Source organism: Aequorivita sp. H23M31 (assembly GCF_004022485.1).
In the GTDB taxonomy this organism is placed as follows: Bacteria; Bacteroidota; Bacteroidia; order Flavobacteriales; family Flavobacteriaceae; genus Aequorivita; species Aequorivita ciconiae.
This window is the reverse complement of record NZ_CP034951.1, coordinates 491,220-504,780: the sequence shown is the minus strand read 5'-3', so window position 1 is coordinate 504,780 and position 13,561 is coordinate 491,220. Positions and strand designations below refer to the sequence as shown.

The following is a 13,561-nucleotide window of genomic DNA, read 5'->3' as shown; positions in this document are numbered from 1 at the left end:
AGCCCGGAAAAATTAAACTTTTTCCGGGCTTTCCTATTTCTGATATTCTTTTTTAAACTCCAACAGGAATACCTGCATTTTTGATTGCCGCAAATCCTCCGGCAATGTTCACTACATTATGGATTCCCCTACTTTTTAAAATTGATGCGGCAATTACAGAGCGGTATCCGCCGGCACAATATAAATAGCATTTATTCCCTTTAGGGAAGCTTCCCACGTAGTTATTCAAACTTCCCAAAGGAACATGCGAAGCACAGGAAATATTTCCATTTATATACTCTCCATCATTGCGGACATCGAACACGGGAATATCTTTATCCAGCATTTCTTTGAGAGTTTCGGCGTCTATGGATTCCAATTTATCTATTTCCCGTCCGGATTCTTTCCAGGCCTCAATTCCACCTTCCAAATACCCTAACGTTCTATCAAATCCTACACGCGACAAACGGGTTACGGCTTCTTCCTGTCTTCCTGGAGGAACAACCAATAATATTTTTTGTTCTACATCTGCCAAAAGAGCACCTACCCAGGGAGCGAATGTGCCATCCAATCCTATAAAAATAGAGCGCGGAATATGACCATCTATAAATTCAATCTGGTTTCTTACATCCAGGACAATCGCACCAGTTTCGTTGGCAATTCTTTCAAAAGCTTCTGGTTCCAATGGTCTTGTTCCTTCCGTAAGAACTTCATTAAAATTAGTATAGCCCTCACGGTTCATTTTTACGTTCATCGGAAAATAGAGTGGAGGCGGGGCCAAACCGTCGGTAACTTCTTTTATAAATTCTTCCCGCGTCATATCTGCACGAAGGGCATAATTTAATCTTTTTTGGTTGCCTAAGGTATCCACAGTTTCCTTCATCATATTTTTACCGCAAGCCGAACCAGCGCCGTGCGCAGGATAAACGATTACGTCATCGGCGAGAATCATAATTTTATTTCGAAGACTATCAAAAAGAATTCCTGCCAAATCTTCCTGTGTCAACTCATTTGCTTTTTGTGCAAGGTCGGGTCTTCCAACATCCCCTAGGAATAAAGTGTCCCCACTAAAAATAGCATAGTCCTTACCATCCTTATCCTTTAAAAGATAAGTTGTACTTTCCATAGTATGGCCGGGAGTATGGATTGCCGTAATGGTAATATCCCCAAGTTTAAAAACTTCCCCATCCACTGCCAAAATGGAATCAAAGGATGGATTTGCATGCGGACCATAAACAATATGAGCCCCTGTTTCCTGCGCAAGTGAAAGATGGCCGCTCACAAAATCGGCATGAAAATGTGTTTCAAAAATGTACTTTATTTTGGCATTGTCTTCTCTTGCACGGTCCAAATATGGTTTTGTTTCACGCAGAGGATCAATAATAGCGGCTTCCCCATTACTCTCGATATAATAAGCGCCTTGGGAAAGACAACCCGTGTAAATTTGCTCAATCTTCATATTCTTATGTTTTTTCACAAATATAATGAATGTGTTTGTCAGTTGTAAGTACAAGAGTTTTCTAAAATTCCTTTTTTACAAAACTTTTGCAGAAATGCTTACAACTTCTTTTATCTTTACCCGCTAACGTAAAATTTCAACAAAAGTGAAAAAGTTAATATTCCTCTTATTGACCATTGCATTGGTGGCTTGTTCTTCAGATAAAAAATCAGAATATGATTCTGTTCGGGAACAGGCGAAAAAAGATGTTATTGAAAAACTAGAACTCCCTGAGGGAACCAAATTTACGGATGACTCAATGGAAATAACCACAAACCCACAAGATGGTGAAGGCCCAAACGTAGAATATATTGTAAAAATCACGGTAAAGTTCCAGGATCAGGAAGGAAAGGAAATTACCAAAGTACATAGAATGCACTATAAAAAGAGAGCAGATGCCGAAGCTGCCAAAGATAGGTTTGAACTGGAATCTTTCGAATAAATTAACCCATTTCATATATACCGATGAAAATATTTCTGTACTTATTTCTTTCCTCTTTAATCTTAGGATGTAATTCTACAAAAGAGAGTGTTGGAGAGCCGAAATCAAACCTTGATTACGCAAACACTATAACCGTCGAAAATCTTAAGAAGCAATTATATGTATATGCGGGTGACGAAATGGAAGGCCGAATGACGGGCACTGAGGGCCAACATAGGGCCGCGGAATATATACGGGATTTTTATATAGACCACAAAATTCCATCAGCTTTTGGTGGAGACAATTATTTTCAAAAAATCCCGGCTAGTTATTTTAAAGGGCGCACCAATAATCAGCCTTCCGAAAATGTATTGGCTTATATTAAAGGTTCCGAAAAGCCGGATGAGCTAATTGTTATTTCGGCGCATTTAGATCACGTTGGAATGGACAAGGATGGAAATATTTTTAATGGGGCAGATGACGACAGTAGTGGAACAGTGGCCCTAATGGAAATGGCTCAAGCTTTTCAACAGGCGGTGAAAGATGGCAATGGCCCCAAGCGTTCCATTTTATTTCTGCATGTAACGGGAGAAGAGATTGGTTTATTTGGGTCCGCTTATTATGTTGAACATCCAGTTTTTCCATTAAAAAATACCGTTTGCAATCTTAATATTGATATGATTGGCAGGATAGATCCTGATAAAAAGGACAATCCAAATTATCTCTACCTCATAGGAAGCAGTATGCTCAGCCAAGAGCTACACGATGTTTCAGAACAGGTAAATGATAAATATATCCATTTGGATCTGGATTATAAATTTGATGATCCAGACGATCCAAATCGATTTTATTATAGAAGTGACCATTATAATTTTGCCAAGAACAATATTCCGGTTATTTTTTATTTTAACGGAGTTCATGAGGATTATCACAAAATGACCGACACACCCGATAAGATTGAATATGATTTAATGGCAAAGCGGACAAAGCTCATTTTTCTTACTGCATGGGAATTGGCCAATCGCGACAATCGAATTATGGTTGATAAAAAATAGAGTTTTTTTGGAACCAGGAACCAGATCGTTTAGAAATACGACGTATTGTTCGACAACTTGTCTCCATTTAAGTTTATTAGAAATATACATCGATGAAAATCTTTAAAACATTTATATGGTTATGCATTTCCATAATTTCAATTACAGGATTTTCGCAGGAGTGCATTTACATTAAAAACCAAATTGACGAAGTCAGCAAGAAACCCATTTTGCAAACCAAATTGGAAGATCTGTCTTTCGGAACAGGAAAAAATGAAACTGTTAGAGTACAAGGTTATAAGGAAAATAATCGCAGATATCTTGAAGTTTGGTTAGTTCTGACTGATACTTTTACGATAGAGAAAGATGGAGAATTTGTTTTGTTTACGGATGATGGAGTTCCTATTACACTACATTTCGAAGAGACCAAAACCGCGGAAAATTTAAAGTTTCCTACCCCAACCACTTGGGCACTACATACTTTGATTCCATTAAACTTGAAGGATTACGGTTTCTTAAAATCACACATGTTCACCAAATTGAGCTACCGAACAAGCGCAGGGATCATCGAGCATATTATCAAACCAAAAAGACAAGAGAATATTACTAAGGTAATTCAGTGTATTTAGAGTTTTGGAATATTTTTAAACTTCTCAAACAAAAAAATCCTCCCGTTTTAAGGAGGATTTATTTTTGGGTGGAAGACCGGTTTCCCTTCGACAAGCTCAGGGTAAACTTCTCAACCTATATCATTTTAAATTTAAGAAGCTCTCAAACAAAAAATCCTCCCGTTTTAAGGAGGATTTATTTTTGGGTGGAAGACCGGTTTCCCTTCGACAAGCTCAGGGTAAACTTCTCAACCTATATCATTTTAAATTTAAGAAGCTCTCAAACAAAAAATCCTCCCGTTTTAAGGAGGATTTATTTTTGGGTGGAAGACCGGTTTCGAACCGGCGACCTCTTGAACCACAATCAAGCGCTCTAACCAGCTGAGCTACAACCACCATCTTTTGCTTATAGAGTTTTACCCTTTCAAAGCGGTTGCAAATATAAATCAATTATTGAGTATGTACAATAGGGATTAATATTTTTTAAATTAAATCAAACAAGGAACTAACCGCAACATACCGTTCGGTGGTGAATCCTTCTGCATATTCCACCCCAATCAATCTTCCCAAATCCTGTGCCCGATACGTGATGCTATCGCGAAAATTAGTGGAGGTAATAGGGGTTTCAGGCTCATCAGCATTCCTTTGATGAAATTGACTTTTAAACGCGAATACTGCTTCCAGTTTTTTATCGAGAAAATCTGTTACGTCAACTACAAAGTCGGGTTCAATATTTTTCCATTGGATATAATGGTAAACATGCTTTGGTCGCCAAGCCTTTTGATGGTTTCCGTCCAAAATAGTTTCAATTTTTTCCAAACCGCTTAAAAAGCAGGCATCACTTGCTAGTTTGCTGGCCATTCCATGATCTATGTGCCGGTCGTCAATCGCATTGCAGAGCACAATATCTGGTTGGTACTTCCGAATGATTTTCATTATTTCCAATTGTGCGGCGGCATTGTTTACTACAAACCCGTCGGAAAATTCCAAATTATGCCTGAATTTGGCTCCGAGAATTGCTGCGGCATTCTTCGCCTCAACCTCCCTTATTTCAGGTGTGCCCCGTGTACCTAATTCCCCTCGAGTTAAATCTAAAATTCCAACTTTTTTTCCATTATATATTTCCTTGGCAAGGGTTGCCGCACAACCTAGTTCAACATCATCGGGATGGGCTCCAATGGCGAGTATATCAATTTTCATTTTTTATTTCTTTTAAAAGAGTTTCTAAACCTTGCTCCAAATCTGAAATAATATCGTTAGCATCTTCGATTCCCACAGAAAAACGCAATAGTCCATCACTAATATTTTGTCTTTTTCTTTCCTCGGGTGTTAACAATCCATGCGAAGTTTTTGCTGGCGATAAAATGGTGGATTCCACTCCGGCCAAACTCATAGATGGTTTTATCAGTGTTAGAGATTTTAAGAATATTCTAACGTCATAAGATTCCTTGATTTCAAAGGATAGCATTCCCGTAAATCCGAGCATCTGTTTTTTTGCCAGTTCATGCTCTGGATGGTTCCTTAATCCAGGATAATAAACCTTTTCCACTAAAGGATGTTGCTCCAACCATTCGGCAATTTTATTTGCGTTTTCGTTGTGTGCTCTAACGCGAATTCCCATAGTTTTCATACTGCGTTCCAATAGCCATATTGTATAATCGCTAAGGCTTCCACCGAGGTTTTTTGCTAAATTCCAGATTGTTTTTATATGATCATCGCTCCCAGCGACCGCGCCCGCACAGATATCGCTATGTCCGCCCATATATTTTGTGGCACTGTGTATCATAATGTCTATGCCGAAATCTGCAGGAGTTTGGTTAATGGGAGAAGCAAAAGTATTATCGATAACTGAGATAATACCGTGGCTTTTAGCCAAATTGGAGATCATTTTTAGATCCGTAATTCGCATTAGTGGATTGGAAGGACTTTCCACAAAAAGCATCTTTGTGTTTTCCTGGATTAGCTCAGAAAAATCATCTTCGGAAAATCCCTTTGCAAAAGAGTATTCAATTCCGAATTTGTGAAATTCTTCTACAACTAAATTAAAGGTTCCTCCGTATAGCGTTTGCGGAAGTACAACGTGGTCTCCGGTATGTAGAAAAGCAAGAAGAGTAGTACTTATTGCCGCCATACCGCTTCCAAAAATCAAGGCATTCTCACATTTTTCAAGTTTTGCAATTTTCTTACAGAGTGCTTCTTGGTTTGGCGTATTAAAATAGCGCGGATAGCGTTTTATTTCCACATCCTCATAAGCATAGCTAGTGGACATATACAAGGGTGAAATAGCTCCTTTAAATTGCTTATCCTCGACTTCACCAACGTGCGTACAGATTGTATTGACTCCAAGATTTTTTTCATTCATTCTCTTCAATGTGTTTATTAATTTAAAGGTATAAATTATTCTCGATCTATACTTGCAATTGAGAGGCCGTTTTGGAAAAATCCATTTAACGAAAATGGATTTTATTTAATGAAAAAGAAACATTATAAGCTATATTTCATTTATCATTTATGAAACGCAAATTATTTAACTCAAACGTTTGGTGTATGGAAATAACAACTCCAATTCTTTTGGATTGTGGAAATTCCCAAACCTTTCTAAAATAATTAAGATTTACTGATAATTGCTCAATGAATTTATTCAGTTTACATTAAAGATTCGTAATTTTAAAAAAGTTAAATGTGAATCCATTTCAAAATTTAAAATCCATTTTATGAAAACCATCATTGTACCTATAGACTTTTCCAATTATTCTGAATATGCTTTAAACGTTGCGGCAATTCTGGCCAAAAAACACAACGCCGAAATTTTGGCAATTCATATGCTCGAGCTCGCTACCGTACACGCCTACGGAACCGAAACCCAGGCCGATCATATGGAGAAAGCTTTGTTTTATACCAAATTGGCGGAAAAGAAATTTAATGAGTTTTTGCAAAGGGATTATCTTGAAGGAGTTTCTGTAACCCCCATTATCCGTCACTTTAAAGTATTTAGCGAACTTGGAGAAGTGGCGAGTGACAACCAGGCAGATCTTATTGTAATGGGCTCACGAGGTGCCAGTGGGATGAAAGAGTTTTTTGTTGGATCCAACACTGAAAAGGTGGTTCGTAATTCTGAAATCCCCGTTTTGGTTATCAAAGATAAACCCGTTCACTGGGATTTGAAAAAGGTAGTTTTTGCAATTGACTTTTCAGATGATTACACTCCTTCATTTCTAAATGCCACTAAATTGCTAGACTCTATTGCGACAGAGGTTCAATTGCTTTATGTAAATCTTCCCGGAGATGGTTTTAAGAACACAGATGAAATGGAGGCGGGAGTGGAAAACTTCCTTCAACAAGCAGAGGGTAATTTAAATAGGCTGAAAGATGTACATTATATATCTGATAAATCCGCTGAAAAAGGTATTCTAAAATATGCCCACAAAGTAAATGCAGATATGATTGCTATTGCTACGCACGGTAGGACCGGATTGGCTCGATTCTTTGAGGGTAGCATTTCTGAAGATTTGACGAATAAGGCCGATTTTCCCATATTGACTTTCCGTTTGGAATAATAAATCGAGGGCCTGCTATATACAACTAGAAGGGAAGATTAATCGGATTTATGGCGCATGGAGTTTCAGTTACCATTTATACAAATTACAATAGTATATTAGTCTGTGAAGTTTCCAAAAGAGGTTCTAATTACGTGTTCGTCCAATAAAGAGAAAGAATATAATCCTGAAATCTGCCTAATTTTAAATCCTTAGTATCAATTTGATAAACCCAAGGTCAATGAGTTTTATTAATTATTTTCCTTAAATATTTTTCCTAAAAACCTAGAAGGACATAAATCTGGGTCAAAATTCTTTTATTCAAATTTTCAGAAATACGCTATCTTGCTGTCTTCCGCTCGTTTTCAAAATAGTCCAACTTAACCCTATCCATCCCAAAGTTACCATCTACATTCCTTATCTTTATCTTCAAAGAAAATACTTCAATGAAATTACTTCTTACCCACATTAAAGAATTGCTACAGGTACGGGAACACTGTCCCGAAAAACTTTCCGGAGATCAGATGAAAGAGCTTCCCACCTTGAAAAACGCTTGGTTGTATATTGAGCAGGGAATTATAAAAGATTTTGGAAAAATGGATAAAATGGGTCCGCACAAAGGTTTTAAAACTTTGGATTGTTCTGGAAAAATCGTTCTTCCGGCTTGGTGCGACAGCCATTCACATATTGTGTATGCGGGAAACCGTGAGCAGGAGTTTGTTGATCGGATAAAAGGGCTTAGTTACCAACAAATTGCTGAAAAGGGCGGAGGAATTATAAACAGTGCAAAGAAACTGCAACAAACATCTGAAGAGGACCTTTATTGTCAATCTGCAACTCGATTAGAAGAAGTAATGCGCCTAGGCACAGGTGCAGTTGAAATAAAAAGTGGTTATGGTCTCACCGTGGAAGCCGAATTAAAAATGCTTCGCGTTGCAAAGAGACTTGCCAAAGAATATCCCATTGCCATAAAGACTACATTTTTAGGCGCCCACGCCATTCCCCCGGAATATAAAAATGATAAAAGTGGCTATTTGGACCTTATTTGTGAACAAATGCTTCCACAAGTGGCGGAAGACGAACTTGCCGAATATGTCGATATTTTTTGCGAAGAGGGATATTTTTCAGTGGCCGATATGGAGCGGCTCCTCGATGAGGCCAAAAAATACAATCTTATTCCCAAGGTCCACGTAAATCAATTCAATAGCATCGGTGGGGTAGAGGCGGCTGTAAAGCATGGGGCTTTAAGCGTAGATCACTTGGAAGTAATGACGGACGAGGATATTAATGCGTTACAAAATACGGGAACAATGCCAGTTGCTCTTCCTTCTTGTTCTTATTTTTTGAGCATTCCCTATGCTCCAGGAAGAAAAATGATCGATGCCGGACTTCCGCTCGCACTCGCTACGGATTATAATCCGGGATCAACTCCCAGTGGAAATATGAATTTTGTAGTTTCCACCGCTTGTGTCAAAATGAGACTGACCCCAGAGGAAGCCATAAATGCCGCAACAGTGAACGGGGCTTATGCCATGGGATTGAGTCATACGCACGGTAGCATAACCAAAGGAAAAATTGCCAATCTTATAATTACCAAAGAGATTCCCTCTTATGGCTATTTGCCCTACGCTTTTGGCAGTAATTTAATTGACTCCGTAATAATAAATGGTTCTGAAATAAAATGAACATATTGAAAATCTATTGCGAAAAGGATATAGCCCCACTCATAAATCGGAGAGCGGGAGAAACAAAGTTTGGGGAAAAAATTTCGTTCATTAAATCATTAGATGATCTCAAAAAAAATACATCAAAATTTGTATTATTGGGAATTCCTGAAGATATAGGTGTGCGTGCCAATTACGGTAATCCTGGTACGTCGATGGCTTGGAGTGCTGCTTTGGCCAGTTTTCTCAATATTCAATATAACTCCTTCACAAATGCTGAAAATCTAATTCTTCTGGGTGAAATCGACTGCGATGTACAAATGAAACAAGCCGCATCTCTAACTAAAGAAGTAAATCATTACGCTGAAGAACTTGGAGAATTGGTAGTCCAAATAGATCATAAAGTTTCAATGATAATACAGAAAATCATTGAAGCTGGCAAATTTCCCATTATCATCGGAGGAGGCCATAACAATAGCTATGGGAATTTGATGGGAACCTCCCAGGGTCTGAATTCAAAGATAAATTGCATTAATTTTGATGCCCATACAGATTTCCGTGCTCTGGAACATAGGCATAGCGGAAACGGATTTTCCTATGCCTTTGAAAATGGCTTTTTGGACAAGTATTTCATTTTTGGACTCCACAGAAATTATACTTCGGAAGGTGTTTTCAATTCTTTACAAGAAAATAATCAAAGAGTAGGTTTTAATTTATTTGAGGATATTTCAGTGCAAAAGAAACTGTCTTTCTCAGCCGCATTGAAAGAGGCGGAAGATTTTTGCTGTTATAACAATTTCGGGATTGAGCTCGATATGGATGCTATTGCTATGATGGGCAGCAGTGCGATTTCGCCCAGTGGATTCACAGTTGAAGAAGCTAGAATTTTTGTTGGCAGATTTACAAAAAACACCAATGCGCGGTATCTTCATATCTGTGAAGGCGCTCCTTTATTGGGTCTTTTTCCCACTCAAGTGGGGAAGACAATTGCATACTTAATAAGTGATGCCATATCCGTAACCTAGGAAGATAAACTGAAATCCCTGTAATATCTCTACCTCAAATTTAAAAAAAAAAGATAACTAAAACTAAAATCCCTCTATGAAACTTGTCTTTGCCACTCATAACGAAAACAAATTTTCTGAAGTTAAAGCTATGCTGCCGTCACAGATTGAATTGTTGAGTTTGGATGATATTGGTTGTGATGAGGACATTGCTGAAACAGCTGAAACAATAGAAGGAAATGCTATTCTAAAAGCCAATTATGTCCGCCAGAATTATAACCTCGACTGTTTTGCCGATGATACTGGACTGGAGGTAAGAGCCCTCAATAATGAACCGGGGGTCTTTAGTGCCCGTTATGCTGGTCCCTCCCACGATTCAAACGCCAATATGGAAAAACTCTTGAATAATATGAAAAACTTGACAGACCGTTCGGCTCGTTTTAAAACAGCTATCGCTCTCTCTATGCAAAATTCCGAAGAATTGTTTCTAGGAATTTGTGAAGGAAAAATTATCCAAAAACCAAGAGGCACGTCAGGATTTGGGTATGATCCTATTTTTCAACCCGATGGATTCGATAAAACCTTCGCCGAAATGACCTCCTTACAAAAGAGTGAAATTGGCCACCGTGGAAAAGCTATGCGACGGTTGATGGATTATTTATCAAAAAAATAATCCTTCCTGAATCTTTAGAACCACAAGACTTTTACTTAAGCGCAGTGGCAAAAAATCAATCTTTTTCAATCTACTCTTTTACCTAGGAATATGTACAGAAAAAGGTATTATCATCTCTTGCATTGAAACGCCTCCATGTTGATATGTGTTTCGGTAATAACTAACATAATGGTTGTAGTTGTTTGGATATGCGAAAAAGTAATCCCCTTTTGCAAAAATAAAGGAACTGCTCATATTGATTGCAGGTAACTTTATCGATTTCGGGTCTGTTGCTGCCAATACGTCCTTCTCCTCATAGGTAAGACTTCTTCCTGTTTTGTACCGCAAATTCAAACTGGTATTTTTGTCACCAATTACTTTTGATGGGTTTTTTACATTAATCGTTCCGTGGTCGGTTGTAATAATAAGTTTAAAACCAAGTCGTGCCGCCTGTTGTATAATTTCCAACAAGGGCGAATTTTTAAACCAGCTTTGGGTCAAGGATCTATAAGATTTATCGGTAGAGGCGAGCTCTTTAATAACTTCCATTTCGGTTTTTGAATGAGAAAGCATATCCACAAAATTATAAACCACTACTGTCAAATCTTCATCCTTGTGGCTTTTAAAGTTTTCAACTAGTTTTTTTCCCTGCTTTAAACTTGAAATTTTATGATAGCTCCAATTTAATTGTAATCCAAGTCTTTTTAGTTGAGCCGCAAAAAACTCTTCTTCTTTCATGTTTTTCCCTCCTTCATCCGTGTCATTTAACCAAAGATCTGGATGGAGCTTTTCCATATCAAGTGGCATAAGACCTGAAAATATAGCATTTCGCGCATATTGGGTAGCGGTCGGGAGAATACTGCAGAAGAGTTCTTCCGAAGTCTTTTTATAAATATTGGCAATGGATGGCTCCAATGCTTTCCACTGATCCAGCCTTAAGTTATCCACCACTACTAATAGAGTAGGAGTACCTTGTTGCATTTGTGGTTTTATCTTTTTCTGGAACAAAGTATGGCTCATAATAGGCGCTTCATCCTTGTCTATAAACCAATCGGGGTAATTTTTATCAATAAATTTGCAGAACTGATTGTTGGCCTCAACTTTTTGGGATTCTAAAATCTCGAACATACCAGGATCTTCGATGTTTTCCAGTTCCAGTTCCCAATAAACCAATTTTTGGTACAGATCTCGCCATTCCTCAAAACTATTGACCATAGATAGATCCATTGCAATTTTTCGGAATTCCTGCTGGTAATTTGAAGTAGTTTTTTCAGAGATCAACCGACTGTGGTCCAAGTTCTTTTTCAAACTGAGCAAAATTTGATTTGGATTTACCGGCTTAATTAAATAATCCGCTATTTTGGAGCCAATGGCTTCCTCCATTATATATTCCTCCTCACTTTTGGTAATCATAACCACAGGGATTGCAGCATAAATTTCCTTTATTTCCGAGAGTGTCTCAAGACCCGTTAATCCCGGCATATTCTCATCCAAAAAAACGATATCGAAAGTGTCCTTCTTTATTTCTTCTAGGGCCTCCGACCCACTTTTGGCCGTAGTAACTCGATAATTTTTATTTTCTAAGAAGAGGATATGGGGTTTTAGCATGTCTATTTCGTCATCCACCCACAGTATTTTTATTTCGCTCATATATGTATATTTGTCTTTATCCTCTGAAGTCTAGTTCGAGGAACCTGTTAAATCTTATTTGTAAATAATTTTCAGCAATTGCGAAGAATTCCTTCAAAAATAGGCCCGAATTATTTCAAAAAAATAATGAAGCTATTAATTTAAAGTTAAAGTTTGAAAACCCTTCCCAAGCTAAAGATTATTAACGATCCCATCTACGGTTTTATTACAATTCCAAGTGTTTTGGTCTTCCAGTTGATGGAACATAAATATTTCCAAAGGCTGCGCAGAATTTCGCAAATGGGTTTCTCCTATATTGTTTACCCTGGAGCTCACCACACTCGGTTGCACCACGCTTTAGGGGCGATGTTTTTGATGCAAAAAGCAGTTCAGGTTTTAAGATCGAAAAAGGTACCCATTTCCAGTAAAGAAGAAGAAGGACTTTACATTGCAATCTTATTGCATGATTTAGGCCACGGGCCCTTCTCACACGCCATGGAACACAGCATAGTAGAAGGGGTGAGCCATGAAGGCATCTCCTTGTTGTTCATGCAAGCTTTAAACCATCAATTTAAGGGTCAGTTGTCAACTGCTATTGAAATCTTCAAAAATGAATATCCACGGAAATTTTTGCACCAGTTGGTGTCAGGGCAATTGGATATGGACCGATTGGATTATTTAAAGCGCGATAGTTTTTATACTGGTGTTTCAGAAGGTACCGTCAATTCACAGCGGTTAATTGCTATGTTGAATGTAAAAAATGATGCACTCGTAGTCGAAGAGAAAGGTATTTATTCGGTCGAAAACTTTATTATTGCACGCCGTCTAATGTACTGGCAGGTTTATTTACATAAAACGGGTGTGGTAGCCGAACAACTGGTCGTTAGGGTTCTTAAAAGAGCTAAACAACTTTTTGCTGCAGGGGTGGAACTTCCGGCAAGTCCCGCTCTTCTGTTTTTTTTGAAAAATGATATTAAGTTAAATGACTTTTCCGAAAAAGTACTAGAAATCTTTTCCAAACTTGATGATAACGACATTATATCAGCTATGAAGTACTGGGAAATTAATGATGACTTCGTTCTATCAAAGCTCTGCAAAATGCTGTTAAATAGAGACTTATTAAAAATAAAGATTAAATCCAAACCATTTTCAGAAAAAAAGGTAGAGGAAAAAAGGATTGAAGTGGCGGAACTTTATAGAATTTCAGAAGAAGAAGCCGCTTATTTCGTATTTTCGGGAAAGCTTGAAAATCAAGCATATAGTATGCAAAAGGATACTATTAACTTAGTTCGAAAAAATGGAAAAATAGTGGATGTGGCGAAGGCCAGTGATCAGTTGAATATAGAAGCGCTGTCCAAATCGGTGATTAAGTACTATATGTGCTATCCAAAAAACAATACGGATTGCTAAGGCAGCTATGTCCTTTTTTTCTATTTTTGCAGGAATGAAAAATAATCTGGGCTCCTTCATTCATTTAAAAAAGTGTACTTTGCACTGGCTCTTTTTAAAGGGTTTAAAAACGTTTATTTAAAAGCT

General features: G+C 37.8%; 12 protein-coding genes and 1 tRNA gene. 8 read left to right on the top strand and 5 right to left on the bottom strand.

Annotation, left to right across the window (positions count from 1 at the left end; translation table 11 throughout):
- Nucleotides 1-52: 52 nt before the first annotated feature.
- A complete protein-coding gene (locus EI546_RS02325) occupies nucleotides 53-1,438 on the bottom strand; it encodes an MBL fold metallo-hydrolase (RefSeq protein ID WP_128249031.1) in 1,386 nt (461 codons plus the stop codon).
- 145 nt (nucleotides 1,439-1,583) lie between these two features.
- Here EI546_RS02325 and EI546_RS02320 point away from each other — a divergent pair, with 145 nt between their 5' ends.
- The 3 genes from EI546_RS02320 (at nucleotide 1,584) to EI546_RS02310 (ending at nucleotide 3,561) form a co-directional block, all read left to right on the top strand.
- Entirely contained in the window at nucleotides 1,584-1,919 is a 336-nt protein-coding gene (locus EI546_RS02320) for a hypothetical protein (protein WP_128249030.1), read from the top strand.
- 23 nt (nucleotides 1,920-1,942) lie between these two features.
- Complete coding sequence (locus EI546_RS02315) at nucleotides 1,943-2,953, top strand: M28 family metallopeptidase (RefSeq protein WP_128249029.1); 1,011 nt, start codon at nucleotides 1,943-1,945, stop codon at nucleotides 2,951-2,953.
- A gap of 92 nt (nucleotides 2,954-3,045) precedes the next feature.
- Nucleotides 3,046-3,561 (top strand): hypothetical protein, encoded by a 516-nt coding sequence (locus tag EI546_RS02310; protein ID WP_128249028.1) that lies wholly within the window; start codon nucleotides 3,046-3,048, stop codon nucleotides 3,559-3,561.
- 300 nt (nucleotides 3,562-3,861) lie between these two features.
- Here the strand turns inward: EI546_RS02310 and EI546_RS02305 are convergent.
- The 3 genes from EI546_RS02305 to EI546_RS02295 all read right to left on the bottom strand — a co-directional run bounded on the left by EI546_RS02305 (nucleotide 3,862) and on the right by EI546_RS02295 (nucleotide 5,902).
- A tRNA-His gene (locus EI546_RS02305) sits at nucleotides 3,862-3,937 on the bottom strand.
- Between the two features lie 86 nt (nucleotides 3,938-4,023).
- On the bottom strand, nucleotides 4,024-4,740 hold the full coding sequence (gene bshB1 / locus EI546_RS02300) for a bacillithiol biosynthesis deacetylase BshB1 (RefSeq protein ID WP_128249027.1): 717 nt from the start codon (nucleotides 4,738-4,740) through the stop codon (nucleotides 4,024-4,026).
- Complete coding sequence (locus EI546_RS02295; protein ID WP_128249026.1) at nucleotides 4,730-5,902, bottom strand: trans-sulfuration enzyme family protein; 1,173 nt, start codon at nucleotides 5,900-5,902, stop codon at nucleotides 4,730-4,732. Before EI546_RS02295 ends, bshB1 begins: the two co-directional genes overlap by 11 nt.
- Nucleotides 5,903-6,254: 352 nt before the next feature.
- Here EI546_RS02295 and EI546_RS02290 point away from each other — a divergent pair, with 352 nt between their 5' ends.
- The 4 genes from EI546_RS02290 (at nucleotide 6,255) to EI546_RS02275 (ending at nucleotide 10,417) form a co-directional block, all read left to right on the top strand.
- Nucleotides 6,255-7,097: a universal stress protein gene (locus tag EI546_RS02290; protein ID WP_128249025.1), complete on the top strand. Its 843-nt coding sequence runs from the start codon at nucleotides 6,255-6,257 to the stop codon at nucleotides 7,095-7,097.
- Between the two features lie 425 nt (nucleotides 7,098-7,522).
- Nucleotides 7,523-8,761 carry an imidazolonepropionase gene (gene hutI / locus EI546_RS02285; protein ID WP_128249024.1) on the top strand — a complete coding sequence of 413 codons (1,239 nt, stop codon included), beginning with the start codon at nucleotides 7,523-7,525 and terminating at the stop codon, nucleotides 8,759-8,761.
- Entirely contained in the window at nucleotides 8,758-9,765 is a 1,008-nt protein-coding gene (locus EI546_RS02280) for a formimidoylglutamase (protein WP_128249023.1), read from the top strand. Before hutI ends, EI546_RS02280 begins: the two co-directional genes overlap by 4 nt.
- 76 nt (nucleotides 9,766-9,841) lie before the next feature.
- Complete coding sequence (locus EI546_RS02275) at nucleotides 9,842-10,417, top strand: non-canonical purine NTP diphosphatase (RefSeq protein ID WP_128249022.1); 576 nt, start codon at nucleotides 9,842-9,844, stop codon at nucleotides 10,415-10,417.
- A 78-nt stretch (nucleotides 10,418-10,495) separates the two neighbouring features.
- Here the strand turns inward: EI546_RS02275 and porX are convergent, their stop codons facing one another.
- Entirely contained in the window at nucleotides 10,496-12,046 is a 1,551-nt protein-coding gene (gene porX, locus EI546_RS02270) for a T9SS response regulator signal transducer PorX (protein WP_128249021.1), read from the bottom strand.
- Nucleotides 12,047-12,199: 153 nt separating this feature from the next.
- Between porX and EI546_RS02265 the strand changes: the two genes are divergently transcribed.
- A complete protein-coding gene (locus EI546_RS02265; protein WP_128249020.1) occupies nucleotides 12,200-13,435 on the top strand; it encodes an HD domain-containing protein in 1,236 nt (411 codons plus the stop codon).
- Nucleotides 13,436-13,561 lie beyond the last annotated feature (126 nt).

What these genes read in the sequence shown, in the direction of transcription:
- EI546_RS02275 (WP_128249022.1), top strand. Translation starts at nt 9,842, where the DNA reads ATGAAACTTGTCTTTGCCACTCATAACGAAAACAAATTTTCTGAAGTT.
- EI546_RS02290 (WP_128249025.1), top strand. Translation starts at nt 6,255, where the DNA reads ATGAAAACCATCATTGTACCTATAGACTTTTCCAATTATTCTGAATAT.
- bshB1 (WP_128249027.1), bottom strand. Translation starts at nt 4,740, where the DNA reads ATGAAAATTGATATACTCGCCATTGGAGCCCATCCCGATGATGTTGAA.
- EI546_RS02315 (WP_128249029.1), top strand. Translation starts at nt 1,943, where the DNA reads ATGAAAATATTTCTGTACTTATTTCTTTCCTCTTTAATCTTAGGATGT.
- EI546_RS02280 (WP_128249023.1), top strand. Translation starts at nt 8,758, where the DNA reads ATGAACATATTGAAAATCTATTGCGAAAAGGATATAGCCCCACTCATA.
- EI546_RS02310 (WP_128249028.1), top strand. Translation starts at nt 3,046, where the DNA reads ATGAAAATCTTTAAAACATTTATATGGTTATGCATTTCCATAATTTCA.
- porX (WP_128249021.1), bottom strand. Translation starts at nt 12,046, where the DNA reads ATGAGCGAAATAAAAATACTGTGGGTGGATGACGAAATAGACATGCTA.
- EI546_RS02325 (WP_128249031.1), bottom strand. Translation starts at nt 1,438, where the DNA reads ATGAAGATTGAGCAAATTTACACGGGTTGTCTTTCCCAAGGCGCTTAT.
- EI546_RS02295 (WP_128249026.1), bottom strand. Translation starts at nt 5,902, where the DNA reads ATGAATGAAAAAAATCTTGGAGTCAATACAATCTGTACGCACGTTGGT.
- hutI (WP_128249024.1), top strand. Translation starts at nt 7,523, where the DNA reads ATGAAATTACTTCTTACCCACATTAAAGAATTGCTACAGGTACGGGAA.